At 73.0% G+C, this 24,237-nt stretch carries 21 protein-coding genes and 1 pseudogene; 11 read left to right on the top strand and 11 right to left on the bottom strand.

Annotated features, from left to right (window positions below):
- Positions 1 to 276: 276 nt before the first annotated feature.
- Entirely contained in the window at positions 277 to 1,554 is a 1,278-nt protein-coding gene (locus tag DJ476_RS20420; protein ID WP_112491238.1) for a M6 family metalloprotease domain-containing protein, read from the top strand.
- 51 nt (positions 1,555 to 1,605) lie between these two features.
- On the opposite strand, the gene DJ476_RS20415 is transcribed toward DJ476_RS20420, so the two are convergent.
- Both DJ476_RS20415 and DJ476_RS35695 read right to left on the bottom strand, forming a co-directional pair.
- Entirely contained in the window at positions 1,606 to 2,760 is a 1,155-nt protein-coding gene (locus tag DJ476_RS20415; protein WP_112491237.1) for an AMP-binding protein, read from the bottom strand.
- 40 nt (positions 2,761 to 2,800) lie between these two features.
- Positions 2,801 to 3,625, bottom strand: a complete 825-nt coding sequence (locus DJ476_RS35695; RefSeq protein WP_241565745.1) for a sensor histidine kinase — start codon at positions 3,623 to 3,625, stop codon at positions 2,801 to 2,803.
- 175 nt (positions 3,626 to 3,800) lie between these two features.
- Here DJ476_RS35695 and DJ476_RS20405 point away from each other — a divergent pair, with 175 nt between their 5' ends.
- From DJ476_RS20405 to DJ476_RS20380, 6 genes are all read left to right on the top strand, one after another.
- Positions 3,801 to 4,406 (top strand): response regulator transcription factor, encoded by a 606-nt coding sequence (locus DJ476_RS20405; RefSeq protein WP_103420913.1) that lies wholly within the window; start codon positions 3,801 to 3,803, stop codon positions 4,404 to 4,406.
- 74 nt (positions 4,407 to 4,480) lie between these two features.
- Positions 4,481 to 6,148 (top strand): nucleotidyl transferase family protein, encoded by a 1,668-nt coding sequence (locus DJ476_RS20400; protein WP_112491236.1) that lies wholly within the window; start codon positions 4,481 to 4,483, stop codon positions 6,146 to 6,148.
- Positions 6,138 to 7,133 carry a hypothetical protein gene (locus DJ476_RS20395; RefSeq protein WP_103420917.1) on the top strand — a complete coding sequence of 332 codons (996 nt, stop codon included), beginning with the start codon at positions 6,138 to 6,140 and terminating at the stop codon, positions 7,131 to 7,133. Before DJ476_RS20400 ends, DJ476_RS20395 begins: the two co-directional genes overlap by 11 nt.
- A gap of 71 nt (positions 7,134 to 7,204) precedes the next feature.
- Positions 7,205 to 7,585 carry a YybH family protein gene (locus DJ476_RS20390; RefSeq protein WP_241565746.1) on the top strand — a complete coding sequence of 127 codons (381 nt, stop codon included), beginning with the start codon at positions 7,205 to 7,207 and terminating at the stop codon, positions 7,583 to 7,585.
- Between the two features lies 1 nt (position 7,586).
- Positions 7,587 to 8,342: a hypothetical protein gene (locus tag DJ476_RS20385; RefSeq protein ID WP_241565747.1), complete on the top strand. Its 756-nt coding sequence runs from the start codon at positions 7,587 to 7,589 to the stop codon at positions 8,340 to 8,342.
- Positions 8,339 to 9,646 carry a phenylacetate--CoA ligase family protein gene (locus tag DJ476_RS20380; RefSeq protein WP_112491235.1) on the top strand — a complete coding sequence of 436 codons (1,308 nt, stop codon included), beginning with the start codon at positions 8,339 to 8,341 and terminating at the stop codon, positions 9,644 to 9,646. Before DJ476_RS20385 ends, DJ476_RS20380 begins: the two co-directional genes overlap by 4 nt.
- Positions 9,647 to 9,707: 61 nt before the next feature.
- Here the strand turns inward: DJ476_RS20380 and DJ476_RS20375 are convergent, their stop codons facing one another.
- The 8 genes from DJ476_RS20375 to DJ476_RS20340 all read right to left on the bottom strand — a co-directional run bounded on the left by DJ476_RS20375 (position 9,708) and on the right by DJ476_RS20340 (position 18,762).
- Positions 9,708 to 10,748, bottom strand: coding sequence for an NAD-dependent epimerase/dehydratase family protein (locus tag DJ476_RS20375; protein WP_103420923.1), 1,041 nt, complete (start codon positions 10,746 to 10,748; stop codon positions 9,708 to 9,710).
- Complete coding sequence (locus tag DJ476_RS20370) at positions 10,745 to 12,229, bottom strand: cation:proton antiporter (protein WP_112491234.1); 1,485 nt, start codon at positions 12,227 to 12,229, stop codon at positions 10,745 to 10,747. The genes DJ476_RS20375 and DJ476_RS20370 overlap by 4 nt, the downstream gene beginning before the upstream one ends.
- A complete protein-coding gene (locus DJ476_RS20365; protein ID WP_112491233.1) occupies positions 12,226 to 13,611 on the bottom strand; it encodes an oligosaccharide flippase family protein in 1,386 nt (461 codons plus the stop codon). Before DJ476_RS20365 ends, DJ476_RS20370 begins: the two co-directional genes overlap by 4 nt.
- Entirely contained in the window at positions 13,608 to 14,942 is a 1,335-nt protein-coding gene (locus DJ476_RS20360; RefSeq protein WP_112491232.1) for a phenylacetate--CoA ligase family protein, read from the bottom strand. Before DJ476_RS20360 ends, DJ476_RS20365 begins: the two co-directional genes overlap by 4 nt.
- A 30-nt stretch (positions 14,943 to 14,972) precedes the next feature.
- Entirely contained in the window at positions 14,973 to 15,644 is a 672-nt protein-coding gene (locus tag DJ476_RS20355) for a hypothetical protein (protein WP_070203569.1), read from the bottom strand.
- Positions 15,641 to 16,915, bottom strand: coding sequence for an ATP-grasp domain-containing protein (locus DJ476_RS20350; protein ID WP_112491231.1), 1,275 nt, complete (start codon positions 16,913 to 16,915; stop codon positions 15,641 to 15,643). Before DJ476_RS20350 ends, DJ476_RS20355 begins: the two co-directional genes overlap by 4 nt.
- On the bottom strand, positions 16,912 to 17,913 hold the full coding sequence (locus DJ476_RS20345) for a glycosyltransferase family 2 protein (RefSeq protein ID WP_318294751.1): 1,002 nt from the start codon (positions 17,911 to 17,913) through the stop codon (positions 16,912 to 16,914). Before DJ476_RS20345 ends, DJ476_RS20350 begins: the two co-directional genes overlap by 4 nt.
- Before the next feature lie 93 nt (positions 17,914 to 18,006).
- On the bottom strand, positions 18,007 to 18,762 hold the full coding sequence (locus DJ476_RS20340; protein ID WP_112491229.1) for a HalD/BesD family halogenase: 756 nt from the start codon (positions 18,760 to 18,762) through the stop codon (positions 18,007 to 18,009).
- Positions 18,763 to 19,109: 347 nt separating this feature from the next.
- Between DJ476_RS20340 and DJ476_RS20335 the strand changes: the two are divergent.
- Positions 19,110 to 20,143 (top strand): annotated as a pseudogene (locus DJ476_RS20335) (UDP-glucuronic acid decarboxylase family protein).
- Between the two features lie 90 nt (positions 20,144 to 20,233).
- Here the strand turns inward: DJ476_RS20335 and DJ476_RS20330 are convergent.
- Positions 20,234 to 21,226, bottom strand: coding sequence for a LuxR C-terminal-related transcriptional regulator (locus tag DJ476_RS20330; RefSeq protein ID WP_103420939.1), 993 nt, complete (start codon positions 21,224 to 21,226; stop codon positions 20,234 to 20,236).
- A 218-nt stretch (positions 21,227 to 21,444) separates the two neighbouring features.
- Here DJ476_RS20330 and DJ476_RS20325 point away from each other — a divergent pair, with 218 nt between their 5' ends.
- From DJ476_RS20325 to DJ476_RS20315, 3 genes are all read left to right on the top strand, one after another.
- Entirely contained in the window at positions 21,445 to 21,810 is a 366-nt protein-coding gene (locus DJ476_RS20325) for a hypothetical protein (protein WP_112491228.1), read from the top strand.
- A 199-nt stretch (positions 21,811 to 22,009) separates the two neighbouring features.
- Positions 22,010 to 22,219, top strand: a complete 210-nt coding sequence (locus DJ476_RS20320) for a hypothetical protein (protein WP_103420941.1) — start codon at positions 22,010 to 22,012, stop codon at positions 22,217 to 22,219.
- Entirely contained in the window at positions 22,207 to 24,183 is a 1,977-nt protein-coding gene (locus DJ476_RS20315) for an AfsR/SARP family transcriptional regulator (protein WP_112491227.1), read from the top strand. Before DJ476_RS20320 ends, DJ476_RS20315 begins: the two co-directional genes overlap by 13 nt.
- The last annotated feature ends 54 nt before the right edge of the window (positions 24,184 to 24,237 follow it).

Below are 24,237 nucleotides of genomic sequence, written 5' to 3'. Positions count from 1 at the left end.
TCTCTCCGGCGGGACGGTACGTAGCTGAACGATGCGTAGCTGGACGACCCCCACCCGTAACCGGGGACCATCTCCCCGCTTCAAGGGGACACGGGTGCAAACGGGGAACGGCTCCCCGCTTATTTCCACCCAGCGATGTGACCTGAGTCACATCACTCCACGGCGAAAACCCACCGATCGGCGCACCCAGCGAGCGCCCCGGGACCGCCCGGCAGAGGCTGATCGCCAGAGCGCAGTCAGGGTCGGCCGGCTGCCGCGGACCCCGAAGGCGCCTCTATGCAGCAGCCCCGCCACCGGATACGCAGTCACCGCCGCCCCGTCGCCCTGGCCGGGGTGACCGCCCTGGTCATAGCGGCCATGGCCTCGGCGAGCACCACGCTCCCCGGCACCGGCCGGGCCACGGCGGGTCCGGCCGCCACCACCGAGGACTCCGCGGTCGCCCCGTGCCGGATCGCCGCCGCCATGGGCGTCCAGATGTCGCTGGGCATGCCGACCCCGCCCGGTTACGCCCGCTCCACCGGCGAGGTCAGGGCGCTGAACCTGATGATCGACTTCCCGGACGCGGAGGCGACGGAACCGGCGGAGGACCGGCTCGCGGAGTTCTTCCCGCAGACCTCCGACTGGTTCACGACCAGTTCCTACGGCCGCCTCGACTACCGCCCCGAGGCCCCCGTCAAGGAGTGGCTGCGGATGCCGCTGCCCTTCGCGGAGTACGGGATCGAGCGCGGCTCCCCGTTCGAACCGGGCTACCGGCAGCTGGTCGAGGACATCGTCGCCGCGGCCGACCCGAAGGTGGACTTCTCCACGTACGACCTGGTCAACGTGCTGGTCACGCCGAACGCGGGCCCCTCCGCCCTGGACACCGTGCTCTCGGTGACCTTCTCCGGCAACGGGGACGCCCCGCAGGCGGACGGCGTACCGCTGGCCAACACGTCCTTCGTCTACAGCCGCCAGGACGACGGCTCGGGGTCGTACGCGCAGACGGGCTACCGCGTCCTGCCGCACGAGAACGGCCATGTCTTCGGCCTGCCCGACCTCTACACGATGGAGGGCGGCGGCTCCGTCGGGCACTGGGACATCATGTCCGAGGACTGGGGCGCCAACAACGACTTCCTGGGCTGGCACAAGTGGAAGCTCGGCTGGCTCGACAACGAGCAGATCAGCTGCGCCTCCCAGCCCGGCGTCAGCGAACACACCCTCGGCCCGCTGGCCACGGCGGGCGGCACGAAGCTCGCCTTCGTCCCGCTGAGCGCCCAGTCCGGCTACGCCGTGGAGGTCCGTACGGAGGCGGGCAACGACGAGGCGGTCTGCCGCCCCGGGGTGCTGATCTACAAGGTCAGCTCGGACGTGGACACCGGCCAGGGCCCGGTCTCCGTCGCCGACGCCACCGAGGACAGCGGCGGCTGCACCCGCCGCCCCAACGTCCACGCGGAGCTGTCGGACGCCCCGTTCCGCCCCGGCCAGACCTTCACGGACCGGGCGAACGGCGTACGGATATCCGTACTGGACGAGGACGGGAACGGGAACTACCGCATCCGCGTCACCCGCCCCTGACCGCGCCCCTGACCTGCCCCGCTCCGGACGCGCCCCGACCCGTTCCGGCTCTCACTCCCCCGCCCGCCCGACGACGGTGACGCCGCCTCCGTGCCGCACGGCGAGATCCCCCGTACGGAACCAGCCGCCGTCGAACGCCTCGGCGGTGGTCTCCGGGTCCCGCCAGTGGCCACGCGGGGCCGACTGCCCGCGCACCCACAGCCGGCCCCGCTCCCCGTCGGGGACCGGCTCGCCACAGGGCCCGGTGACCCTGAACTCGGTTACGGGGGTGGGCTCCAGCTCGTACGGAACTCCCTCCCCGCCCTCCGTCTCCGCCGACACGACGGAACCCCCCACAGCCATCGCCCCGTAGACAGCGGCCAGGGCAACGGGGCAGGAGAACGGAAACGCGACCGGGGTCTCCGGAACGGGCCCCAGCCCCGGAACGGCTCCCCGCGCCAGCGCGGCGGCGGCAGCCCGGTAGCGGGCATCGAGCGCGGCCCCGGCCTGGGCGAGATGAGTGGTCACGGCCCCCTGGGCACCACCCCCGTAGAGGATCACGGAGTCGTCCTCCGGCCGGGGCTCGACGTCCGGGGGCGCGGCCCACGGATCGGGCGCGGGAAAGTCCGCGTACCGCTCGACGTGCACCCCGCCCGGAAGCCGCCCCTCCGCCCGGCCCTCCCGGAACAGCACCACACGCACCCCATCCCGCCGAGCCGCCCGCTCCCCCACCCGTTCCAGCCACTCCCCGTCGACGAGCAGCACCCCGGGCGCACAGTCGTCGAGTACGGCCCCGAGCGCGTCCCCGTCGACCCGCCCGTCCCCCCGCACGTCGAGCGGCACGGCGACGAGTCCGGCCAACTGGGCGCCCCAGAAGGCGATCTGCCACTCCGGAAGGCTCCGCGTGCCGACGACGGCCCGGTCCCCGGGGCGCAGCCCGTACCGCTCGCTCATCCGGACGGCCAGCGCGGAGGCGGCGGCGAAGAACTCCCCGTACGACCAACGCCGTTCACCGTCGACGAGAAAGACGGAGTCCCCGTAGGCCCACGTCGTCTCCACGAACTCCCGCAGCGTACGAGGCCCGTCGGCATACTCCGGCGTTCCCCCCTCCCCCCGCACGACGGCGAAGGGCGCCCCGGGAGCGGTGAGCCGGGAGACGATCCCCTCCCGCCCCTCCCGGTCGGAAGGCCGGCCGGTCACGGGCAGGGACGGCTCGGTGTGCGGCACGGGCGACGGCCTTTCTCACGCTGACTCGGCGGGGCGGAGGCTACACGGGCAGCGACACCACCGGACCGTCCGGCACGGGGCCGGGGAGCGGGAAGCGGGCCGTCAGCGTGTAGTGCCCGGAAGGATACGGGCCGTGGGCCAGCACGCCGCCGACGACGACGATCCGCTCGGCAAGGCTGCGCAGCCCCAGCCCGGGCCCCACTCCCGGCCCACCGGCAACGCCCCTGCCACCCTCCTCGCCCTCCCTGGAATCCCTGGAATCCCCGGACTCCCCGGGACCCCTGGAATCCTCGGAACCCCCGGCCGCCGTGGGCGCAATCGGCCGTTCCGCCCCGCACACCCCGTCGTTCGTCACGGTCAGCACCACCTCCCCCGGCGGTGCGTCCACCGCTATCCGGCAGACGCGGGCGCGGCTGTGCCGCAGCACGTTGGCGGACGCCTCCCGGACGGTCGTGGCCAGGACCGTCTGGAGGAGCGGGGGCAGCGCGACGCCCGCCGGTCCCTGTTCCGCCTCGGCGCGGACACCGGCTGCCTCCAGCAGGCCGCGGACGGACTCGATCTCCGTGTCGAGGGAAAGGCAGTGGTAGCCGTGTGCCACCCGCCGGGCCTCCTGCTGGATCTCCCGCATTCCGGAGAGCGCCTCGGCCAGCCGGCTGCGGGCCGACTCCGGTGTGCGGTCCATCAGGCGCAGGGCCAGCTCGCACTGGAGGGTGATCGCCAGGAGCCGCGGCCCGAGCAGGTCGTGCAAGTCGCGGGCGAAGCGCACCCGTTCCCGTACGGCGATGCGCCGCCGGAGAGCGTCGGCCGCGGCTGTACCGGCGTCTTCCGCCGCCCGCGCGGACGGTACGTGCAGGGCCTGCGCCATGTCGTCCCCTTCCGGGAGGAGTCTGCCTCCAGTGGTGGTGACAGAGCCTCACCGGCCCCGCTATCACTCGGCTATACGAGCCCCGCCGCCCGCGCCCTCCCCGGTGGTACACAGGGCGCCGGAGTCGCAACGGCCCCCCTCGTCGGGAGGGCCTGGACGGACAACGGGGGTACCCATGCAGAGGATCGTGCTGGCCGAGGACATGCACATGATCCGGGTGGCGCTGGCCGCGCTCCTGGAGATGGAGGAGGACATGGAGGTGGTCGCCCAGGTCGGCCGCGGCAGCGACGTGGTGCCCGCGGTGATCCGGACGGAGGCGGACACGGCGGTGCTCGACATCGACATGCCGGAGATGGACGGCATCACCGCCGCCGGTCTGCTGCGGGACCAGGTGCCCGGCTGCCGGACGCTGATCCTCACCGGTGTCGCCCTGCCCGGCCAGCTGTGGCGGGCACTGGACGCGCAGGTGAGCGGCTTCCTGCCGAAGCACGCGTCGCCGGACGAACTCGTCGAGGGCGTCCGCAGGGTGGGCGCGGGCCGCCGGGTCATCGACCCCGAACTGGCCATGTCCGCCTGGGAGATCGGGGACAACCCGCTGACCCGGCGGGAGGTGGAGGTGCTGGGGCTCGTCGCGGCGGGGGCGGAGACCGGACAGATCGCCACCGCCACGAACCTGTCCGTGGGGACGGTCCGCAACTACCTCACGACGATCGTGAACAAGCTCGGCGCCCGCAACCGCATCGACGCCCTGCGCACGGCCAGGGAGAACGGCTGGCTGTGAGGCCGGCCGCGGCGGACCGGGACGCCCTCCCCGGCGTATAGGGCCTTTATCGGAACGCGCGCTGTACTCCCGCCATGCCAAGGAGACCACGTGCGCGGAAGCAGGGCCCGGTGGAGCCGGAGGAGGCACCCTCCGGCGGGCCGCCGCCGCACGCGCTGCACGCCCAGGACCGCACCGCGCCGCACTGGGCCCTGGACTACGCGCACCGGCTCGCCGAGCGCCACCCGCCCCACCACCGCATCCTGATCCAGACCAGCATGTCCCCGAGCGGCTACTTCCACGTCGGGAACTTCCGGGACACCGTCTGCGCCCACCTGGTCCACCGGGCGCTGCGCCGGATGGGCCGCCGCTCCGCGATCCTGCTCAGCTTCGACGACTACGACCCCGTACGGGCGGGCCAGGCCGCGCGGGAGCCGGAGCTGGCGGGCCACGGGGAGCGGCCGCTCGGCGGGCACCGGGAGCGCGCCGGCCGCATCTGCCGCACCTATCTCGCCGAGCTGCGGGCGGTGGGCATCCTTCCCGCGGAGGCCGACGACGCCGGACGGACGCCGCCGGACGGCGACGGCGACTGGCAGACCCACTACCAGTACGAGCGCTACCGGTCCGGTGAGTACCGCCGGATCCAGCGGCGCTATCAGCGCGACGCGCAGCGGCTGGCGGACCTGCTCGGCAAGGGCGACGGGCGGGACCTCTTCGCCGTCTACTGCCTCCAGTGCGGCCGCAACAGCACCGAGATCCACCACCTGGACCGGCGTGCCGCGCGCTACCGGTGCCTGTCGTGCGGGGCCGAGCTGACCGCCCGCGACCCGGCGGACATCAAGCCCTCCTGGGCCCTGGACTGGACCCTGCGCGTCGCCCATGAGGGCATCGACTGCGAACCGGCGGGCCAGGACCACTGCAGCGCGGGCAGCACCATGGACCGGACCCGGCCGGTGTACGAGCGCTATCTCGGCTCGCCGCAGCCGGTCATCGTCCCGTACGGGCTGGTCCGCGCCGAGCAGGGCAGCGGCAAGATCTCCGGATCGCGCGGCGGTGGTCCGTACGTACGCGATCTGCTCGCCGTGAACCCGGCCCCGTTGGTGCTGTGGCTGTACGCCCGCCGCAACTGCCTCTCCGATCTGCGGCTGGGCTTCGGCGCGGCCGCGTTCCTGGGCGCCTACGAGGAGTTCGACCGGTTCGCCCGGTCCGTGGCGTCGGCGTCCGGGGACGGGCGGGCCCGCGTCCTGTGGGAGCTGCTGACCGACGAGCGGCCCGACGGGTACGGCACGCTGCCCCCGATGCGTACGGTCCTGGGGGCGCTGTACGGGCACGGCTGCGCGCCCGGAGCCGCGCGGCGCCACCTCACGGCCCGTCACCCCGGCGCCGACGCCGCCCTGCTGGAGGAGCGGATCGGCCATGCGCTCTCCTGGCTCACGGCCCACGGCCGGGACCGCTACTGGGCGGCGGCCGAGGATCCGCCCTCCGGGGGCGCGGTCGGGCTGCTCATCGAACAGCTGAGGGCGCACACGGGCCCGGGCGCGCCACGGGCCGGGCGGACCCGGGCCGACTTCCGGGAGATCTACGGGGCGCTGTTCGGCACGGAGCACGGTCCCCGGCTGGACACCCTCGCCGATGTCTTCGGCCCGGCCGTGCTCGCCGACGCGCTGGAGTCCTACCGCGACCGGGGTGAACGCCCCTTGTGCGTACGGATACCCGCCGCATCCGATCCCGTCCTTCAGGAGGCCGTGAGCCGTGCGAGCTGAACTCTTCACGCCCGGGGGTGGCGGTCCGGTGCCCGACGGCTGGGATGCCTTCGTCCGGGACCGCCGCGCCTGTGTGCTCTGGGAGGCGGGGCTGCTGGAGGCGGCCGCCTGGGGGAGCCTGCGGCCGGTCTTCGCCGGTCTGGTCCGGGAGGCGGGCGAACCCGTCGCGGCGTTCTGCGGGCGGCTGGGCGTCCGTCCGGTCGCCCTCCGGTTCCGGCCGCCGGGCCGGGCGGCCGTGCCCGGCTGGTTCCAGGTCCATGTGCCCAACAGTTTCAGCCCGGGGCGGCTGTACGCCCCCGGCCTGGACACCGCCGGGCGCCGGGCCGCCACGCGCGCCTTCGAGCGGGAGGTTCGCCGCCGGCTGGGCCCGCGCTGCCTGGGAATCCTGCACCTCGACGCCGACACCTCCGAACTCGCCCACCTCGACGGCCCGTTGAGGTGGCGGCGGGCCACCGCACCCAACGCCGTACTGCACAACCGCTGGGAGAGCATGGACGCGTACTTCGCGGACCTGCCCCGGGGCAGGCGGCGCCGGCTGTCGGCCCTGCACGGGCGGGTGGGCGCGGACCCGCAGCTGGTCGTGGAATCGGCGGTGCCCGTGATCGACCCGGTGCACGCCAGCCGGCTGGACCAGCTGACCCGGATGAAGCACACGGACCGCCCGAGCCGTGTCGTACCGCTGCTGCCCGCCTACTTCGACCGGCTCAACCGCTCGCCCGGCGCCGCGTACTTCGCCCACCGCGACAAGAGCTCCGGCCGACCGGTCTCCTTCGACCTGGTCCTGGACGCCCCGGGCGGCTGGCTGACCACGGTGACCGGCTCCGACGGCGGCCGGGACCTCTATCTCGACCTGTATCTGCGGGAGATCGACCGGCTGATCGCCACCGGGGTGCCCGCCGTGGAGCTGGGCCCCGGCATGCAGCAGCTGAAGGAGTCGTTCGGCGCCACGGGGATCCCCCGCCACGCGGTGGCCGTCCCCTTCTGACCTCTCCTGCGCTCTGCGCCTCCCTTCCTCCCCTGTTCCGGCCCCGACCGCACGTCCACGCCCCACGCCTCATGACCGAAAGCAGACCCATGGACTTCACCACCGCACTCGACCACCACCTGGCGGCCATCGACGCCCGTGACCTGGAGGCCTACATGGCCACCGTCCACGACCAGGCGACGATCGTCCTCCCCGGCGGGGGAACACTCACGGGCTCCGACGCCATCCGCGCCTTCCACCGGAAGTGGTTCGACGACCCCGACTGGACGATGACGGCCACGAGGACCCGCACCGTGCTGCACCAGGACACCGCGGTCGCGGTGTTCGACGTCGAGTACCGGGACCTGGACGGGGACGGCAAGGCGTACGAGATGCGCCAGGTCCTCGGCCTGGTCTTCGCCCGCATCGACGGGAACTGGCTGCTCGTCCACGACCAGAACACCGTCCTCTGAGATGCGCGGCCGACACCGTTACGCACGCGCCGTGCGCCGGGCCGTCGCCACGGTCCCGTACTACCGGGAGCGGTACGCGGCGACCGGCACCCTGCCGCCGCTGACCCGCGACGAGGCCGAGCTGCGGCGCCATCTGCTGATGCCGCTCGGCGCGGCGCTGCTCGCCCGGCGCGACCCCGGCCGCCCGGCCGCCGAACACATCGCGGAGCTGCACGAGGCGCTGCGGCTGGCCGGTCACCGGACCGGCGGCCGCGAGGTGTACGAGGTCGCCCCGGCGCTGCGCGACCCCGTGCGCGCTCATGGCACCGACTGGCGGGTGGTGCTCGCGAGCACGGCGGAGACCGTGGACGCCAATGAGGCCACGGACGCCGGGCGGTACGTCACCGCGCACCCCACGCCTGCGCGGAACGCGCTCGTGGTCGGCGAGGCCGGGCAGCTGACGGGTCCGGCGACGACGAACGGGGCCCGGACCGTGGAGCGCTTCCCCCTCGCGGTGGCCGCCCGCACCCGCGCCGCTCCCGGTTCGCTCTGGTACGAGCCGTGGCTCGGCCACCTCGGCGGTGTCCCCGCAGACTGCGGGGAGCTGCACCTCAACACCGACCGGGTCCACGCCCGGCTGCTCGACGGGGCGACGGTGCTGACGCTGCTGCGACGGCGCCGGCCCACGCTCGTCCACGTCCGGCCGGAGGGCGCCGGGTCCTTCGCCCCCGCCGCCTGCCCCCGGCACGGCGTACCGACCCTGGGGAGAACACCGTGAAGTCAGCCGTCTCGCCCGTCATGCGGCTCGTGCCCGTCCTGCGCAACCTCGTCCGCACCCACCGGCTGGAGCGGGCCGCTCCTGACCGTCTCGACGCCGAGCGGCGGCGGCTGCTCGTGCGGCTGGTCCGGCACGCGCAGGCGGACGTACCGCGCTACCGGGAGCTGATCGCACCGGAGACCGCGGCCGCCTTCCGGGGGCCGGAGGACTTGCTGTTGCTGCCGGTGCTGGACCGCGCCGAGTTCCACGAGCGGGCCCCCGAGGAGCTGCTCGCGGCCGGTTTCACCCCGGCGAACACCAAGGCGGGCACCACCAGCGGCTCGTCCGGCATCCCGATCACCATCCGCAACTCCGAGCGGGACCTGGGCTATCTGCGGGCGTCCTATCTGTACGACATGCTGGCGGCGGGGCTCCGTCCGTGGGACCGGATGGCCTACTTCCGGGTCACCCCCTTCCTGCGGCACCCGCTGGAGCGGTTCGGGCTGCTCCGTACCTTCCACATCGACACCAGCGCGACGCTGGACGAACAGGTCGAGGCCTTCCTCGCGGCCCGGCCCACCTTCCTGGTCGGCTTCCCGCATGTGATCGCCTCCGTGGTGGAGGAGCTGGAGCGGCGGGGTGTGCGGTACCGGGGCGCGCGGCGGGTGCTGTTCGGCGGTGAGCGGCTGACGCCGACCGCCCGGGCCCGGGTCCTCGGCCATCTGGGGGCGCGCTGCCACGAGGTGTACGCGTCCGTGGAGGTGTTCACGATCGCCCGCACCTGCCGGCGCGGCTCCCTGCATCTGCGGGCCGCGGACGTCGTGGTGGAGCTGGAGCAGGAGGACGGTTCCGTCGTGCCCGCCGACGGGAGTTGCGAGGTGGAGGGCGAAATCCTGGTGACCCGGCTGCACAGCGAGGCGATGCCGCTGATCCGCTACCGGCTCGGTGACCGGGTGACCGTCGGCCCCGCCGACTGCGGCTGCGGGCGGCACACCCCGGTGGTGCTCCGGGTGCAGGGGCGCAGCCAGGACCGGTTCCGGGACCTGGACGGGCGGGAGTTCTACGCCGACTTCCTCACGTACGCGGTGCAGGGCTTCCCCGAGGTGTCCCGGATGCAGCTGGTGCAGCGGCGCCCGGCGCAGGTGACCGTCCGGGTGGTCCTCGCCGCGGGGGCCGAGGCCGATCCGGTGACGGAGCGGATCGCGGCGGCGGTGCGGGAGGCGGTTCCCGGCTTCGACGTGGAGGTGGAGGCCGTACGTGCCATCGCGCCGGAGACCAACGGCAAGATCAGGATCGTGAAGGTCGAGCCGGCGGCCGCGGTCTGAACCGCGGGGAGGGGTCCGGCTGTGCGGCCGGCCCCCTCCCCGTGCGCCCACCGCCGCCGTCTCAGATCGCGCGGCGCTCCTCCAGCGCGGCCCGCCAGGACGGCGGGAGGTTCCGGACCACCTCGATGCCGGAGAAGACCGAGGGCTCCTGCGGGCCGACCTCCTTCACCCAGGCCGCCATCCTGCCGATCCCCTCCTCCAGGCCGATGTGCCGGTCGCCGGTGCCCAGGACCTTGCGGGCCTTCTCGTGGGTGGCGTAGGCGTCGCGCACCTCGTTGCGCTCGGGCAGGTGGTTGACGCGCAGCTCCACGCCCATGGCGTCGCAGACGGCGGTCGCGATGCGGTTGACGCTGTAGACGTGGTCGCCGCCGACGTTGAAGACCTCGTTGTACGCCTCCGGGATCTCCACGGACCGGGCGATGGAGGGCGCGACGTCCTTGATGTAGCTGAAGGCGCGGGTCTGTTCGCCGTCGCCGAAGACCGTGAACGCCTCGCCGCGCAGGGCCTGGTTCATGAAGATGCCGATGACGTTGCGGTAGCGGTCACCGATGTTCTGGTACTCGCCGTAGACGTTGTGCGGCCGGAAGACGATGTAGGGCAGGCCGAACATCTCGTGGGTGACGCGGAGTTCCTGCTCGACGGAGAACTTGGCGATGCCGTACGGGTCTTCCGGCGCGGGCACCAGGTCCTCGCTCATCGGGAGCTGGTTGGCGCCGTAGACCGCGATGGAGGAGGTGAAGACGAAGCACTTGACCGTACCGGCGTTGACGGCGGCGTTGATCAGGTTGACGCTGCCGACGACGTTGTTCATGTAGTTGAACCGCTTGATGAAGTGGCTCAGTCCCTCGGCGGCGTACGCGGCGAGGTGGAAGACGTAGTCGACGCGGTGGGCGGCGAAGACGGCGTCGACGACCTCGGGGTCGCAGACGCTGCCGTGCCGGAACTCGGCGGCGTCGGGGACGTTGGCGCGCTCGCCGCCGCTGAGGTCGTCGAGGACGACGACCCGGTGGCCGGCGGCCAGGAGTTCGCGGGCCACATGCGAGCCGATGAAGCCGGCGCCTCCGGTGACGAGGGAGACGGGTGCGGAAGGGTCGAGGTTCATGCCGGTTCCATTTCCTTTTCCTGGGCGGGGGTGGGTGCGGGGGCCGGGCCGTCGGCCGCCGGGGCGGCGCCGGACGGGCGGGAGAGTTTCAGCAGGTGCAGCGCGGGCCCGGTCATGACGGTGGTCACCACCGCCATCACGACGAGCACGGTGAACGCGTTCTGGTTGATGAGCCCGGCGTCCAGTCCGGCGCGGAGCACCACGATCTCGGTCACACCACGGGCGTTGAGCAGGACGCCGAGCCCGAGCGACATCCGCCAGGGCAGCCCGGCCGTGCGGGCGGTGACGGCGGTCCCGGCGAGCTTGCCCACGACGGCGGTGACGACCGCGACGGTCCCGGCCAGGAGCAGGCCCGCGTGACCGGTCACCTCGGTGAGGTCGACCGTCATGCCGACGGAGACGAAGAACAGCGGGAGCAGCAGCCTCCGGTTCACCGAGTCGAGCCGGGTCTGTACGGCGGTGAGCGCGGTGCCCGGACGGTGCGGGACCAGCATCCCGGCCAGGAAGGCGCCGAAGATCGAGTGGACGCCCATCAGGTCGGTGACCCAGGCCAGCGAGAAGGCGAGCAGCAGCAGGGCGAGCAGCCGGACGGCGGACGACACCCCGGTACGGTCCGCCCACCGGTCGGCCGCGCGCACCAGAGGGCGGCCGGCGATCAGCACGACGGCGGCGAACGCGGCGGCGAGCAGGACCGTGCCGCCCGCGCCCCAGATGCTGCCCGCCGTCGCCACCGCCATGGCCGTGGCCAGGGCGCACCAGGCGATCACGTCGCAGGCGGCGGCGCAGGTCATGGCCATGGTGCCCAGCGGGTGGCGGGCCAGGCCCGACTCCTGGACGATCCGGGCCAGTACGGGGAAGGCGGTGATGCTCATGGCCGTACCGAGGAAGATCGCGAAGGGGACGAAGCCGATGCCGCCCCCGGCGAACTCGCGGTAGACCAGGGCGGCGGAGAGCACCCCCAGCACAAAGGGGATGATCATGCTGCCCTGGCTGACCGCGCCCACGACCCGTCCGCTGCGCCGCAGTTGGGAGGAGTCGAACTCGGAGCCGACGGCGAACATGAAGAGGATCAGCCCGACCTGGGCCAGGACGCCGAGCAGGGGCTTCGCCGCTTCCGGGTAGAACAGCTCGGTCGAGCCGGGGAAGATCCCGGCGAGGAACGACGGTCCGAGCAGCAGGCCGGTGGCGATCTCCCCGATGACCGGGGGCTGGCCGAGCTTACGGGCCAGCAGACCGCCCGCCGTGGCGGTGGCGGCCACCGCGGCGAGGGCGACGACGACGCGGAGCACGGTCCCGGCGACGTGCGGGCCCTCGGCGGGCGGCCCGGCTCCGGCGCCGCCCGTACCGCCCGGTTCCGGCACCCCGAGCCCGAAGGCGAGCGCGGCGACGAGCACGCCGACGGCGGCGGCGGAGATCAGCAGGGGGTAGACGATGCCACGCCAGGCGGGCGGTCCCGCGGGGCGCGACGGAGGCTGGGTCATCGTGGGGCTCCAAGGTCGGTCGGCACGGTGGGGTTCGCGGCGGGCACGGCGGGTGCGGCGGGTGTGGTCGCGGGGGCCCGCGGGGCGTGCGCGGGCGGCTCCCGTCGGGCGTGGAAGGGGCGGCTCCCGCGCGGGGGCCGGGCGGACAGGGGGCTGCCGAGCAGGAGGCGGGCGAGCACCGCGTGGGCCACCTCGCCCGAGGCGAGCGCGGCCACCGCGCCCAGCGCGCCCAGCGCCGGTACGAGCACCAGGCCCAGCAGGACGGCGCAGAGCAGCCCGCCCAGCGCACTCACGGCGGTGGCCCGCAGGGTGCGCGGAGTCGCGTTCTCCAGCAGGTAGTTGAGGCTGCCCACGGTGAAGAAGAGCGGGACGCACAGCACGTACAGCAGCAGGACGACGACCGGCGGCGGGACGAGCGCGGCCCGCTCGGCCCACCACGCCAGCCACAGGCTCCCGGCGCTCCACGCCGCCCCCGCGGCCGCGACGGGCAGCAGCCGCCGTACCACCCTGCGGTCCAGCGAGGCGGGGTCCACCGACCGGAGCGTCAGGGACACATGCGGCTGGAAGAGCCGCAGCAGATAGCCGAAGCCGTTGAGCAGCACGGACGAGGCCAGGATCATCAGGTACAGGTGGCCGGTCTGCTCGTGGTGCCGGGAGGCGCCGAGCATCATGAAGAGCAGGCTCACCGTCCCCGCCGCCGCGATGTCGCCGCAGGCCATCAGGGCGGAGGTGGTCACCACGGGCCGGACGACCCCGCCGCGCACCGGCCTGCCGGTGACCCGGTACAGGGCGGGCAGATGCGCCAGGTCGAGGAGCGCCGTGCCGCCGAGGATCCAGCCGGTGAAGGCCACGGGCCCCCAGCCGAGCAGAGCCACTCCCCCCGCCCCGACGGCGATGACCAGCGACAGCGCCGCGAAGTTCAGGACGTCGGCACGGTTGCGGTCCAGGGCCCGGCAGAGCCCGACCAGCACGGTGTTCAGCCCGAGGAGCGCGGCGTACAGACCGGCGAGCAGGCCCAGCACGACCGCGTCGCCGGAGCGTGCGAACAGCGCCGCGCACCCCAGCCAGACCACGGCGGCGCCGGTGAGCAGCAGGGCGGAGAGCAGCAGGACGGTGATGAGCTGCGGCCCGGTGCGGGTCGCCCTGGGCACGAGCTTCAGCGCGGACTTCTCGATGCCGAGGGCGGTGAGGGTGGTGAGCACCTGGGCGGTGCCCATGGCCGCGGCGTACGGTTCGTACCCGGCCTCCCCCCAGCTCGCCAGCAGGGCCGCGTTGGCCCCGAGCAGCGCCAGCCGGAAGGCGGTGCGCCCGGCGAGCAGCGAGGCCAGCGACCGGAGGGTGGGGCGTCGGCCCCGCTGCCCGTCGGGCGGCCCCGCCGTCATGCGGGCGCGGGGCGGCCGGGCCCGGAGGCCGCCGCCGCGTCGGGGAGAGCGGGCGCCGTCACCTCGGAGGTGACGAAGCGGCCCTTGCCGCCCGCCGTGATCTCGACGCTCGAAGCCCTGGCCACCTCCAGCGGGAAGTCGCAGCCGGCGACGGCGAGCAGCCGTTCCCTGACCCGCGCGGTCAGCTCGTCCCACTCACCGGCGGAGGGTTCCCCGTCCGGTACGACGTGGAGCCGCACCGCGCCCGTCCGGTCCTGCACCACACCGCACTCCGCGATGCCGGGGAAGGTCGCGGCCAGGTGCAGGAACGTGTCCGGGTACAGCTGGCGCCCGGTGGGCAGAGTGACGGCGTCGTTGACGCGGCCCGCCGTCAGCCGCAGGGTCCTGAAGCGGCGCCCGCACGGGCACGGCCGGGTGTCGATCCGGCCCACGTCGCCCAGGTCGTAGCGGATCAGCGGCATCGCGCGCTCCATGAACGCGGTCACCACCACCCGCCCCTCCGCCCCGTCGGGCAGCGGGTCCCCGTCCGGGCCGAGGATCTCCACGAGCAGCCGGTCCTCCGCGAGGTGGGCCCGTTGGTACCGGCACTCGTAGGCGATGTTGAGCACCTCGAAGGCGGAGTACTCGTCGTGCACGGGCGCCCCGAACTCCCTTTCCAGCAGGGCCCGGTGGTCCGGAACGAGCAGTTCGGACTCGGTCATCACCAGCTTCAGCGTGGTGCGCAGGGCGGCGAGTTCGTCCGGGTCCAACGCCCTCAGCAGGGCCCGCAGATGGACCGGGTAGCCGATGACGACCTGCGGCCGGGCGGCGAGCAGTTCGGCCTTGATCTCGTCCATCGGCCGGTCGGTGAGCAGGACGTGGCGGCGGAACAGCCCGGCCTTCTGGTAGCCGCGCGAGGGCGGTGCGAAGGGCCGGATGTGCGAGAGCCGGTCGGTGGGCCGGTAGCGCCCGGTCGCCAGGAACCGGCGTACGCAGGAGGCCAGGTGGTAGTCGTGGCTGTGGTGGTCGTGGACGACGGTGACCCGCCGCCCGGTGGACCCGCTGGTGCGGAAGGTGGGCAGGGCGCCGGGCTCCGCCCCGTCCGCGAGAAGCTCCTCCAGGGGCCGGTCCCGCAGGACCTCCTTGTCGATGACCGGCAGCTTCGCGACCTCGGCGAGGGAACGCAGTCGCCCGGTGCGGTAGTCGGGGCGCTCCCGGTAGTACGGGACCCGGGTCCCGGCGTGGGCCAGCATCCGGTTCAGCAGGCTGAGCTGGCGGCGGCGCAGGGCGCGCCGGGACCCGTACTGCCGGGCGAACGTGACGGGCACGTACCAGGCCTCTCGGAGGAACATCTCGTCGACTCCCCTTCTGCGGGCGGGCCGTCAGGCGGTGGTGCCGGACACGGCGGAACGGCGGCGCGGGACGAGGCGGCCGAGCGCGGCGAACCAGCGGGTCGGGGCGAGCAGCACGAACAGGGCGAGCACGACATGGGTGATGATCAGGGCGAACGCCTCGTACTTGCTGGCCGGGTGGCCGAGCCGGACCGTCATGTGGGAGGCCCAGGTCCACACCTCGGGGATGGTCTGCCACTGCGGGTCGGTGTGCTCGTTGATCGTGAGGTACGCGAGGTCCTCCAGGCCCGAGAGCATGATCAGCAGCATCGCGTAGCCGAGCCTGCGCACCAGGTGCGCGGCGCCACCGCCGATCCGGAAGCAGAAGAGGAAGGTCAGGATCAGGAAGGGCGTCAGCGTCAGGACGTAGTAGTAGAGCTCGGGGTGGTTCTCCGCGTGGAAGAAGATCTTCGGCACGAAGTAGAGGAAGTAGAGCATGAAGCACAGCGGCGCGAAGAGGTGCAGTCTGAGCTTCTGGGCCCACTCGGGGTCGAGCTGGGCGAGCGCCTCGGTGGCGAGGACGAAGGGCACCAGCTTGAAGAGCATGATGCCGAGGCTCTTGACCTCGCGGTCGTGCGGCATCACGAACCACACGACGGACGCGAAGGCGAGGGCGAGCCCGGCCAGGATCAGGAAGGGCGCATGGCGCCGGAGCGTGGTCAACGCTTCTCCGTAAGCAGTTCGGCACGAATGGGGGTGGCGGCGGGCGCGTCGGCCGGTTCGGGAGCGGCGGGCGCGTCGGGCTCCACCTCGAAGCGGAGCAGGGACTTGGCCCTGGTCTGGGCCTCCCGGAGCTCCGCGTAGGTGTCGGCGACCAGCAGCAGATATCCGAGCTTGTGACCCGCCTGGGTGTAGCGCCGTACGCGGCTGCCGGGGGTCGGGAAGATCCTCAGCTCGGCCGTCTCCAGCAGGGCACGGACCTCGTCGGCGCCCTCGACGGCGCGCAGGATGCCGTCGGTGTCGGTGGTCAGGATCTGGAGCGCCGTCTTCTTGTCGTGACGGGCCTGGAGTTCGAAGGGGAGCCCGAGCGCCAGACGGAGTGCGGCCTCGTAGGTGTCGATGCCGTACGCGTGCCGGACGAGCAGGGGCATTCCGTTGCCGCCGAGCCGGGCGCCCATCTCGATGAAGCGGATCTCCTCGGTGCGGTCCACCACGAAGTCGAAGTTGACCGGCCCGTCCGTGTGGCCGAGCGCACCGCAGATGTCCATCACCATGGAGCGCAGGGCGATCTCGGTGACCGGGGCCAGTTCGGCCGGGACCATGTGGCCGGTGGTGATCATGTGGGGCGCTCCGGTGGTGGAGCGCTCGGTGACCGCGATGGTCGCCAGCTTGGCGTCGCGGAGGAAGGCCTCGGCGGAGAGGTGGCGGCCGAGCAGCATCTCCTCGACGATCACCTCGCCGGAGAAGGAGTACGTACGGGCCTCGGCGACGGCCTCCGGCAGCGCGGCCTGGTAGGCGACGACCTGGACGCCCTTGCTCCCCGAGGAGTCGCTCGGCTTCACGATCACGGGAAGGGGCAGCGCGGCGGCGGCGAGGCGCAGCTCCACCGGGTCCGCGGACTGGACGTAGGCGTAGGTGGGCAGCCCGAGCCCCTCCAGCACCTCGTGGAAGTACCCCTTGTCGACCGAGGCCCGGACCGCGTCCGGGGCCGGCCGGTACGGGGTCCCCAGCAGTCGGCTCAGCTCGGCCACCGACTCCTGGGCGGCGTCGCTCGCCGGGGAGATCACCGCGGCGATGTCGAGGTGGCCGACCATGGCGGCGATCCGCTCGGGGGCCCGGGTGGTCATGCAGAGGAACAGGTCGGCGGCCGAGGCGCCGAGCGCGTGCGGGCGCTGGTCGACGCCGACGACTCCGTACCCGAGCCGACGGGCCGCGTGGTAGGCGGGCAGCTGGTCCTCGCCGCCGCCCAGCACGAGGATGTGAGGCTTTGTCATGGCAGGTTCCCTGTCTGGAGCAGCGGCGCGGGCGCCGCCCGGCCGGTGGACTCGTTCCGATGGGCGTGGGGGTCGGCGTAGAGGTGGTCCCCCGGCCGTACCGGCACGTTGGCCTCGCGGATCTGGTAGCGCGGGAGCCCGGCGCTGCCGCGCATGATGCGCACCAGGTAGCGGGCGAGCAGGGCGAGGGCGCCCAGTTGCGCCGTGTGCAGCAGGACGGAGGCCAGCGCGAGCGGCTGGAGCCCGCTGCCGGCCGCCGCCAGGGCCAGGGCCGCGCCCGCCGCGCCCAGGGCCGCGAGGTGGATGAGGGTGAGCGGCCGGTAGGAGAAGCCGACGAAGAGGTCGACGGCGTGCCGGAACAGCTTCCCCAGCGACCACTTGGCCCGCCCGGCCGCGCGCGGTGCGTGCGCGGTCTCCACCGTGGTGTACCGCGCGCCGATCAGCGGGAGGGTGGCGAGGAAGTAGGGCGTGCTGACCCTGCAGTCCGCGACCTTGCGGGCCACCACCGTGCGGACCACCCGGAACACCGAGGCGTGGACCGGGAGTTCGATGCCGAGGATGCGGGTGGCGATGGCCTGGTGGCCGACCGTGCCCAGTCGGCGGTACCAGGGGTCCTGCCGGCCGGTGCGGATCGCGAACACCGCGTCGTAGTCGCCCTCCACGGCCCTGCGGGTGAGCTTGTGGATCTCGGCGGGCGGTGACTGGAGGTCGGCGTCGAGCTGTACGGTCCATTCCTTCGACGCGTACGAAAATCCGGCGGTGAAAGCCGATTCGAGTCCGAAATTACGGGCGAACGAGATATAGCTGACGCGGGGGTCGTGGGCGGCGATCCGCTTGATGATGGAGAGGGTGCCGTCCGTGCTGCCGTCGTCGACGAAGAGTATTTCGGCGTCCCCGTACGGATACACCTCCTCCTTGATGCGCAGGTATGCCTGCTCTATGCATTCCTCCTCGTTGAAACAGGGCACCATCGCGGTAATGGAAAGCGTGGCAGGCATCCTGACCATCGTCCGTCGTCCTCTGCTCGCGTCCGGTTCCGGTTCCGTCTTCCGGTTCCTTTTTCCGGTCCCGTTCTCGGTCCCGATTCCGGGTCAGTCGAACATCGCGTTCATGGTCTCGTGCGTGGCCGCCTTCTCCTGGTCCGCGCGGCTGGCCCAGCAGGTGTTGAGGATGATGCGGGTCTTGTCGGCGTTCAGCGGGACCGTGCGGTGCAGCGTGGTGTCCGATCGCAGCAGGTACAGCTCGCCCCTGGCGTGGCCGTAGCTGCGGATGGGGTGCTTCTGGAGGTACTCCTGGACGCGCGGGTCGTCCTTGTTCCAGTCGGTGTGCGGGATGCACTGGAGCATGCCGCCGTACTCCAGCGACGGGGCCTCGATCAGCCAGATGACGGTGAAGGAGAAGTCGCCCCAGTGCCAGCCGTGGGTGTCACCCTTCTGGTGCTGGCGGGTGATGATGTACTTCTCCTCGTCCCACGGGCAGCTCATGACCTCCTCCTTCGCCAGGCGGGAGAGGAACTCCTTGAGCGCGGGGGACTCGTAGACGGCCGGGATCAGCGAGCCGTCCGTGGCGATGGCCCTCTGGCCGACCGTGGACATGTAGCGCGGGGAGTCACCGGTCTCCTTGAGCCGGATGTCGATGCGCTTCTGGTGGGTGTCGATCAGCTCGTGGGTCTCGGCGGCGACCGCCTCGAAGACCTCCGGGGACACCAGGCCGGGGAGCTTGACGTACCCCTCGCGGCGGAAGTGCTGGGAGAGCCCGAGCACCTCGTGGTCGTCGGCGAACCGCTCCGCGATGTTCTTCGCGATCAGCTCTTCCACGTTCTCGGCGGTGATGCTGTTCTGCGACACGGTGGACTTCCCCTCGAATCAGGCGCTGCGGAATTCCGGAAACGCGGCCCCACTGTGCCGCCCTGTCCGTCTCCGCTGTTGACCCCTCGAGTCTCACGAGAGCGCGACGGCCCCGGTAGTGCCGGGCTCACCGATTACGCATGAGGAAGCCATCCGCCGACCGGGTGTGAACTTCTCACATCCCGTATGAGGAACTCACACGACCACGGCTCCGTGAAATACCCAGGCTTGCGGGAGTCGTTTCCTTGCGGTCAAATCCCAGAAGAAGCGGGGGACTCATGGAACTCCGCCGCGTAAATCTCGTGCGCATGACGGAGTCTGTGCGGATGAAAGGGAGAAGAAGGACGATGACGAGAACAGCGGTGGTGGCCGGCGGAGCGGGATTCCTGGGATCGCATCTGTGCGAAAGGCTGCTCTCGGACGGCTGGCGGGTCCTCTGCGTCGACAACTTCGTCACGGGCTCCCCGAGAACGTGGCCCATCTGCTGGGCGACGCGTTCCGGCTGATCGAGGCCGATGTCACGGCGGGCCCGCAGACCGTCGAGGGCCCGGTCGACGCCGTGATCAACCTCGCCTCGCCCGCCTCCCCGGTCGACTACCACCAACTACCCCTGGAAACCCTGCGGGTGGGCTCCGAGGGCACCCGGCACCTGCTGGACCTGGCCCGGGAGAAGGGCGCGCGGTTCGTCCTGGCGTCCACCTCGGAGACGTACGGCGACCCACTGGTGCACCCGCAGCCGGAGAGCTACTGGGGCAACGTCAACCCGGTCGGGCCGCGCTCGGTGTACGACGAGGCCAAGCGGTACGCGGAAGCGATCACGATGGCCTACCGGCGTACGTACGGCACCGACACCGGAATCGTCCGGATCTTCAACACGTACGGGCCCCGAATGCGCGCCCACGACGGCCGCGCGGTGCCCACCTTCATCCGGCAGGCGCTGGCCGGGCAGCCGATCACCGTGGCCGGCGACGGCTCCCAGACGCGCTCCCTCTGCTTCGTGCCCGACCTGGTCGACGGCATCGTACGGATGACGGAATCGGAGCTGGCGGGCCCGGTCAACCTCGGTAACCAGGAAGAGATATCGGTCCTCCGGCTCGCCGAGTGGATCCGGGAACTCACCGGTTCCGCATCCGGCATCGTGCACGTACCGCGCCCCACGGACGACCCGTCGATCCGCCGCCCCGACACCACGAAGGCACGTGAAGAGCTGGGCTGGGCGGCGGAGTTCACCACGGAGCGCGGCCTGACCGCCACGATCGACTGGTTCCGCACCCGCCCGGAGAGCGCGCCGGAGGACCTGCGGCCGGGGGCGCCCCTGGAGGGTCTGCGCCCCGGGAGCCCCCTGGAGGACCTCCAGCTCGCCGGTGCAGAGGAAATGTAGAAGCCGCTGCCACTCTTCGGAACAGGAGCAACCGGATCGGGGACGCAGGTGACAGGTCGGAGGTCGGCGGACGTGAGCGGCCGACGACGGTCACACGGTCACCCAGCCCTTCGTGGTGGCGAGCACCCCCGCCTCGAAGCGGCTGCGCGCCCCCAGCCGATGCATCAGATCGGCGGTGACACGCCGTACGGTCCGTACGGAGACGCCGAGTTGGCGGGCGATGGCCTCGTCGGTGAACCCTTCCGTGAGCAGATCGAGCACGGCCCGCTCCGGGGGGCTCAGGGCACCGCCCCGACCGGCCGTCACCTCGGCCGCGCTCTCCCCGAGCGGCTTCGCCTGCTGCCAGGTCTGCTCGAAGAGGGCGAGCAGACCGGTCAGCGCCCCGGTGCCGTCGAGCACCAGCGCCCCCTGGTCCGCGGCGGTGGCGTCCATCGGCACGATCGCCCGGCTGCGGTCGTAGATGAGCATGCGCAGCGGCAGCCGGGGCACCGTGCGCACCAGCCCTCCGCGCTCCCCCAACCAGGCCACGTACTCCCTGGTCGCGGGGGAGTTGCGGCAGCTGTCGAGGAAGATGTACCGCAGGCGTACCCCCCGGTCGCTGGTCGAGGTGTCCAGCGGCCGGGCCGCCTCCAGGTGCTCCTCGCTCTGGCCCCCGCCGGGGACGAACGCGGCGATCTCGCTCGTACAGGTCCCGGCCAGATGCTCGATCTTCGACTGGATCTGGTCCAGGGACCGCAGCTTCTGCACCTCGGAGACGCCCTGCCCGGTGGCACGGATGTCCGCGAGCAGCCCGGCCATGGCGATCCGGCTGGCTTTGATCTGCCGTTCCTTCTCCAGGAGTTCGGTCTCCTGGCCGGCGAGCAGCGACGCCAGTCCCACCTCCGGGTCGACCGGACGCCCCGGCCCGCCGTCCGCCGAAGGCCGTACGAGGGAGAGCGCGGCCAGCCGGTCCAGTGCGGAACGCGCCCGCTCCTCGGGCCACCCCAGGGCCTCGGCGAGCCCGGCGACGGCTCCCGGCCCGTCCTTGAGCATGACGCGGTAGACCGCTTCCTCATCCGGGCCGATCCCCAGTCGACCGAGCATGGTTCCCCTCCCCCAGAGCGGCGGTGGGTCGCACCGCACAGCGCTTCCACGCGCGTGGTCACGGACGCGGATGCGGGCGAAGAATATACGCCATGGCCGGTTCTGGACAGCGTAGGCCGCGGCGGCGCTGGGGCGCGGGCAGGCGTCCGCGCAGGCCGGAGGCGGACTACGGCAGAGCCGCACCGGGCGTCCGCCCCCTCCCACGGGGCGGGAGCGCCGTGTACCTCGTAGACATCCGGCTGGAATCCGCCGCCCGCCTCTCCCCCGCCGACGTACGAGGTCTGCTGTCCAGGGCGGCCCTTCCCGGGGACGGGGTGGAGCACATCTACGTCCAGCCCTCCCGGCCGTCCGGCCCGGCGCCCCGGCCGTCCGGCCCGGCGCCCCGGCCGTCCGGCCCGGCACCCCCGCGGGACGCCGCGCTCTGCCTGGACGCGGTGCTCTTCCTCTCCCACCTCACGCTCACCGAGTCCGAACGGGCCGCGGACGCACTGCTGGAGCGCTGTACGACGCGGGGTCTGCGGCTCAGAAGGCTCTCGGCGGTCCCGCTCACACTGCTGGTGGAGCTGCTGGCCCTGGAGGGCTGAACCGGGCGGGCGGGGCGTGTCCTCGTCCTGCCATTGCAGGTCCCTGTCAACGGAAACCCCTGGGCAAGGCCGTGGGCTCCGAGCAGAGTGTCCTCACCGGGACGGCGCGCCGGTCGAAGGGGAGGGGCGCGCACCTGGCCGGCCCAGTCGGCGGACGTACCCGGGCCACACTGCTCAGCCGATGCGTTCAGGGGGAACCATGAAGACTCTCATCCGTACCACGTTCACGACGGTGTGCGCGGCGGCCGCGCTCGGCGCCGTATTCCTGGGGGCGGGAACGGCGCCCGGGACGACCGCGGGCGACACGCACACAGCGGCGCTGCGGGCGCAGACGGCCCTCACCGTGACCGGCGGCCTGGACGGCAAACTCGCCGGCTCCACGCCGAACGGCAACATATGGGGCCCGTGACCGGGGCGGCCCCGGCGGTGACCCCGGTGGAGACCCTGCACCTGAACCTGCTCGGCCCCGTGGAGGCCCAGCGCGGCGACGCGCCGGTCAAGCTGGGCGGGCCCAAGCCCCGCACCGTACTGGCCGCGCTGCTGCTCGCCCGGGGCAGGGTGATCAGCGACACCCGGCTGACCGCCCTCCTCTGGGGCGACCACCCACCCGCCACCTGCCCGGCCCAGCTCCACACGTACGCCTCGCGCGTCCGCCATCTGCTGGGCCCCGGGGTCGCGGTGGAGCGGCGTCGGCCGGGCTATCTGATCCGGCTGCCGAAGGAGGGCGTACGGGTGGACCTCCTGGAGTTCCAGGAGCGCGCCGCGCGAGGGGCCGAGGCCCTGGCGGCCGGGGACCCGGCGACCGCCGCCGGGGAGCTGCGCCGGGCCCTGGCGGTCTGGCGGGGCGTGGCGCTGGGCGGGGTCTGCGACCCGCTCGCCGACGCCGAGCGCGACCGGCTGGAGGAGGAGCGGCTGGTCACCCTGGAGCGGCGGATCGACGCCGATCTGGAGCTCGGCCGACATGCCGCGCTCATCCCCGAACTCATCGCGCTGATCGCCACCGACCCGCTCCGGGAGGGGCTGCGCGGCCAGCTGATGACGGCGCTGTACCGGTCGGGCCGTCAGGCGGACGCGCTGGCCGCCTACCGGGCGGCCCGCGCCACCCTGGCCGCGGAGCTGGGCCTGGAGCCCTCGGCGGAATTGCGCCGGCTGCAACAGGCGCTGCTGACGGGCCACCCGTCGCTGCTGTCCCGTACGGCGAGGGGTGCGCGGGAGGCGCCACCGGCCGGACCTCCGCGGCGCGGCGGGACCACCGCACGCACCCTCCGCCCGGCCGCGCCCGCACGTGCGGAGACCGTCCCGCCCCCGGCCGAACTCCCGCCCGCACCGGCGGACTTCACCGGCCGGGACCAGGAGGTCATCCGGCTGGCCACCGCGCTGACCAGCCACCGTCCGCGCCGCCCGGACCAGGCGGTCCACGTGGTGACCGGCATGCCCGGGATCGGCAAGACGTCCGTGGCGCTCCGGACGGCGCACCGCGTCAAGCGCTCCTACCCGGACGGCCAGATCCACCTGGACCTGCGCGGCTCCGGCCCCCGTCCGCTGGACCCGGCCGAGGCGCTGGGCGAACTGCTGCGGCTGGTCGGCGTGGCGCCGCACCGGATCCCCGCCGCCCCGGACGATCGCGCCCGCGCCTGGCGCACCCGTACCGCGGCCGGCCGTCTGCTGTTGGTGCTGGACGACGCGGCCGACGAACGGGCGGTGCGCCCCCTGCTGCCCGTGACCGACGGGTGCGCGGTGCTGATCACCAGCCGGTCGGGCCTGTACGCGCTGGAGGGGGCGAGCCGTACGGTACTGGCCCCGCTGACACCGACGGAGTCACGGGCCCTGTTCACCAGGCTGGCGGGCACGTCCCTCACGGACTCCGAACCCGCCGCCGCGTCCGCGGTCGTCGACGCCTGTGGCGGCCTGCCGCTCGCACTGCGCATCGCGGGCGCGAAGGTCATGGCGCGACCGCACTGGCCGCTGTCCCGGTACGCGGACCGGCTCGGCGACCCCGACCGCACCCTGGCGGAGCTGGCCGTCGCGGACCTGTCGGTGCGCGACCGCCTGATGGAGGCGTACGGCCGGCTGGCCCCGCCGGTCCGCCGGGCGCTGCGGTTCCACTCGGCGCTGGGCCCGCATCCGGTGGAGCCCGGCACGGTGGCGCGGCTCCTGGGGACCGGTCCGGAGGAGGCCGACGAACTGCTGGCCGACCTGGCCGCCGCCCACTGGGCCGAGGCGCTCCGCCACCCCGGCGGCCCCGCCTACCGGCTGCACCCGCTGGTGCGGCTGTTCGCGCAGGGCATGCTGGCAGCGGAGGAGGGCTCCGTACCGAGGGTGCTCCCCCAGCACGCGTCATGGGCGACGACACGGACGGACAACACGGCGTAAGAGCCGAAGGCGCACCCATCACACCCGACCGACACACGGACGGAACGGACGAGA

The organism is Streptomyces bacillaris, assembly GCF_003268675.1.
Lineage (GTDB): Bacteria > Actinomycetota > Actinomycetes > Streptomycetales > Streptomycetaceae > Streptomyces > Streptomyces bacillaris.
This window is presented reverse-complemented; position numbering and strand designations above follow the sequence as displayed.

Excerpts from the sequence above, each read along its gene's own strand:
- DJ476_RS20420 (WP_112491238.1), top strand. The coding sequence starts at position 277 with ATGCAGCAGCCCCGCCACCGGATACGCAGTCACCGCCGCCCCGTCGCC.
- DJ476_RS35695 (WP_241565745.1), bottom strand. The coding sequence starts at position 3,625 with ATGGCGCAGGCCCTGCACGTACCGTCCGCGCGGGCGGCGGAAGACGCC.
- DJ476_RS20405 (WP_103420913.1), top strand. The coding sequence starts at position 3,801 with ATGCAGAGGATCGTGCTGGCCGAGGACATGCACATGATCCGGGTGGCG.
- DJ476_RS20400 (WP_112491236.1), top strand. The coding sequence starts at position 4,481 with ATGCCAAGGAGACCACGTGCGCGGAAGCAGGGCCCGGTGGAGCCGGAG.
- DJ476_RS20390 (WP_241565746.1), top strand. The coding sequence starts at position 7,205 with ATGACCGAAAGCAGACCCATGGACTTCACCACCGCACTCGACCACCAC.
- DJ476_RS20385 (WP_241565747.1), top strand. The coding sequence starts at position 7,587 with ATGCGCGGCCGACACCGTTACGCACGCGCCGTGCGCCGGGCCGTCGCC.
- DJ476_RS20375 (WP_103420923.1), bottom strand. The coding sequence starts at position 10,748 with ATGAACCTCGACCCTTCCGCACCCGTCTCCCTCGTCACCGGAGGCGCC.
- DJ476_RS20370 (WP_112491234.1), bottom strand. The coding sequence starts at position 12,229 with ATGACCCAGCCTCCGTCGCGCCCCGCGGGACCGCCCGCCTGGCGTGGC.
- DJ476_RS20365 (WP_112491233.1), bottom strand. The coding sequence starts at position 13,611 with ATGACGGCGGGGCCGCCCGACGGGCAGCGGGGCCGACGCCCCACCCTC.
- DJ476_RS20360 (WP_112491232.1), bottom strand. The coding sequence starts at position 14,942 with ATGTTCCTCCGAGAGGCCTGGTACGTGCCCGTCACGTTCGCCCGGCAG.
- DJ476_RS20350 (WP_112491231.1), bottom strand. The coding sequence starts at position 16,915 with ATGACAAAGCCTCACATCCTCGTGCTGGGCGGCGGCGAGGACCAGCTG.
- DJ476_RS20345 (WP_318294751.1), bottom strand. The coding sequence starts at position 17,913 with ATGCCTGCCACGCTTTCCATTACCGCGATGGTGCCCTGTTTCAACGAG.
- DJ476_RS20330 (WP_103420939.1), bottom strand. The coding sequence starts at position 21,226 with ATGCTCGGTCGACTGGGGATCGGCCCGGATGAGGAAGCGGTCTACCGC.
- DJ476_RS20320 (WP_103420941.1), top strand. The coding sequence starts at position 22,010 with ATGAAGACTCTCATCCGTACCACGTTCACGACGGTGTGCGCGGCGGCC.
- DJ476_RS20315 (WP_112491227.1), top strand. The coding sequence starts at position 22,207 with ATGGGGCCCGTGACCGGGGCGGCCCCGGCGGTGACCCCGGTGGAGACC.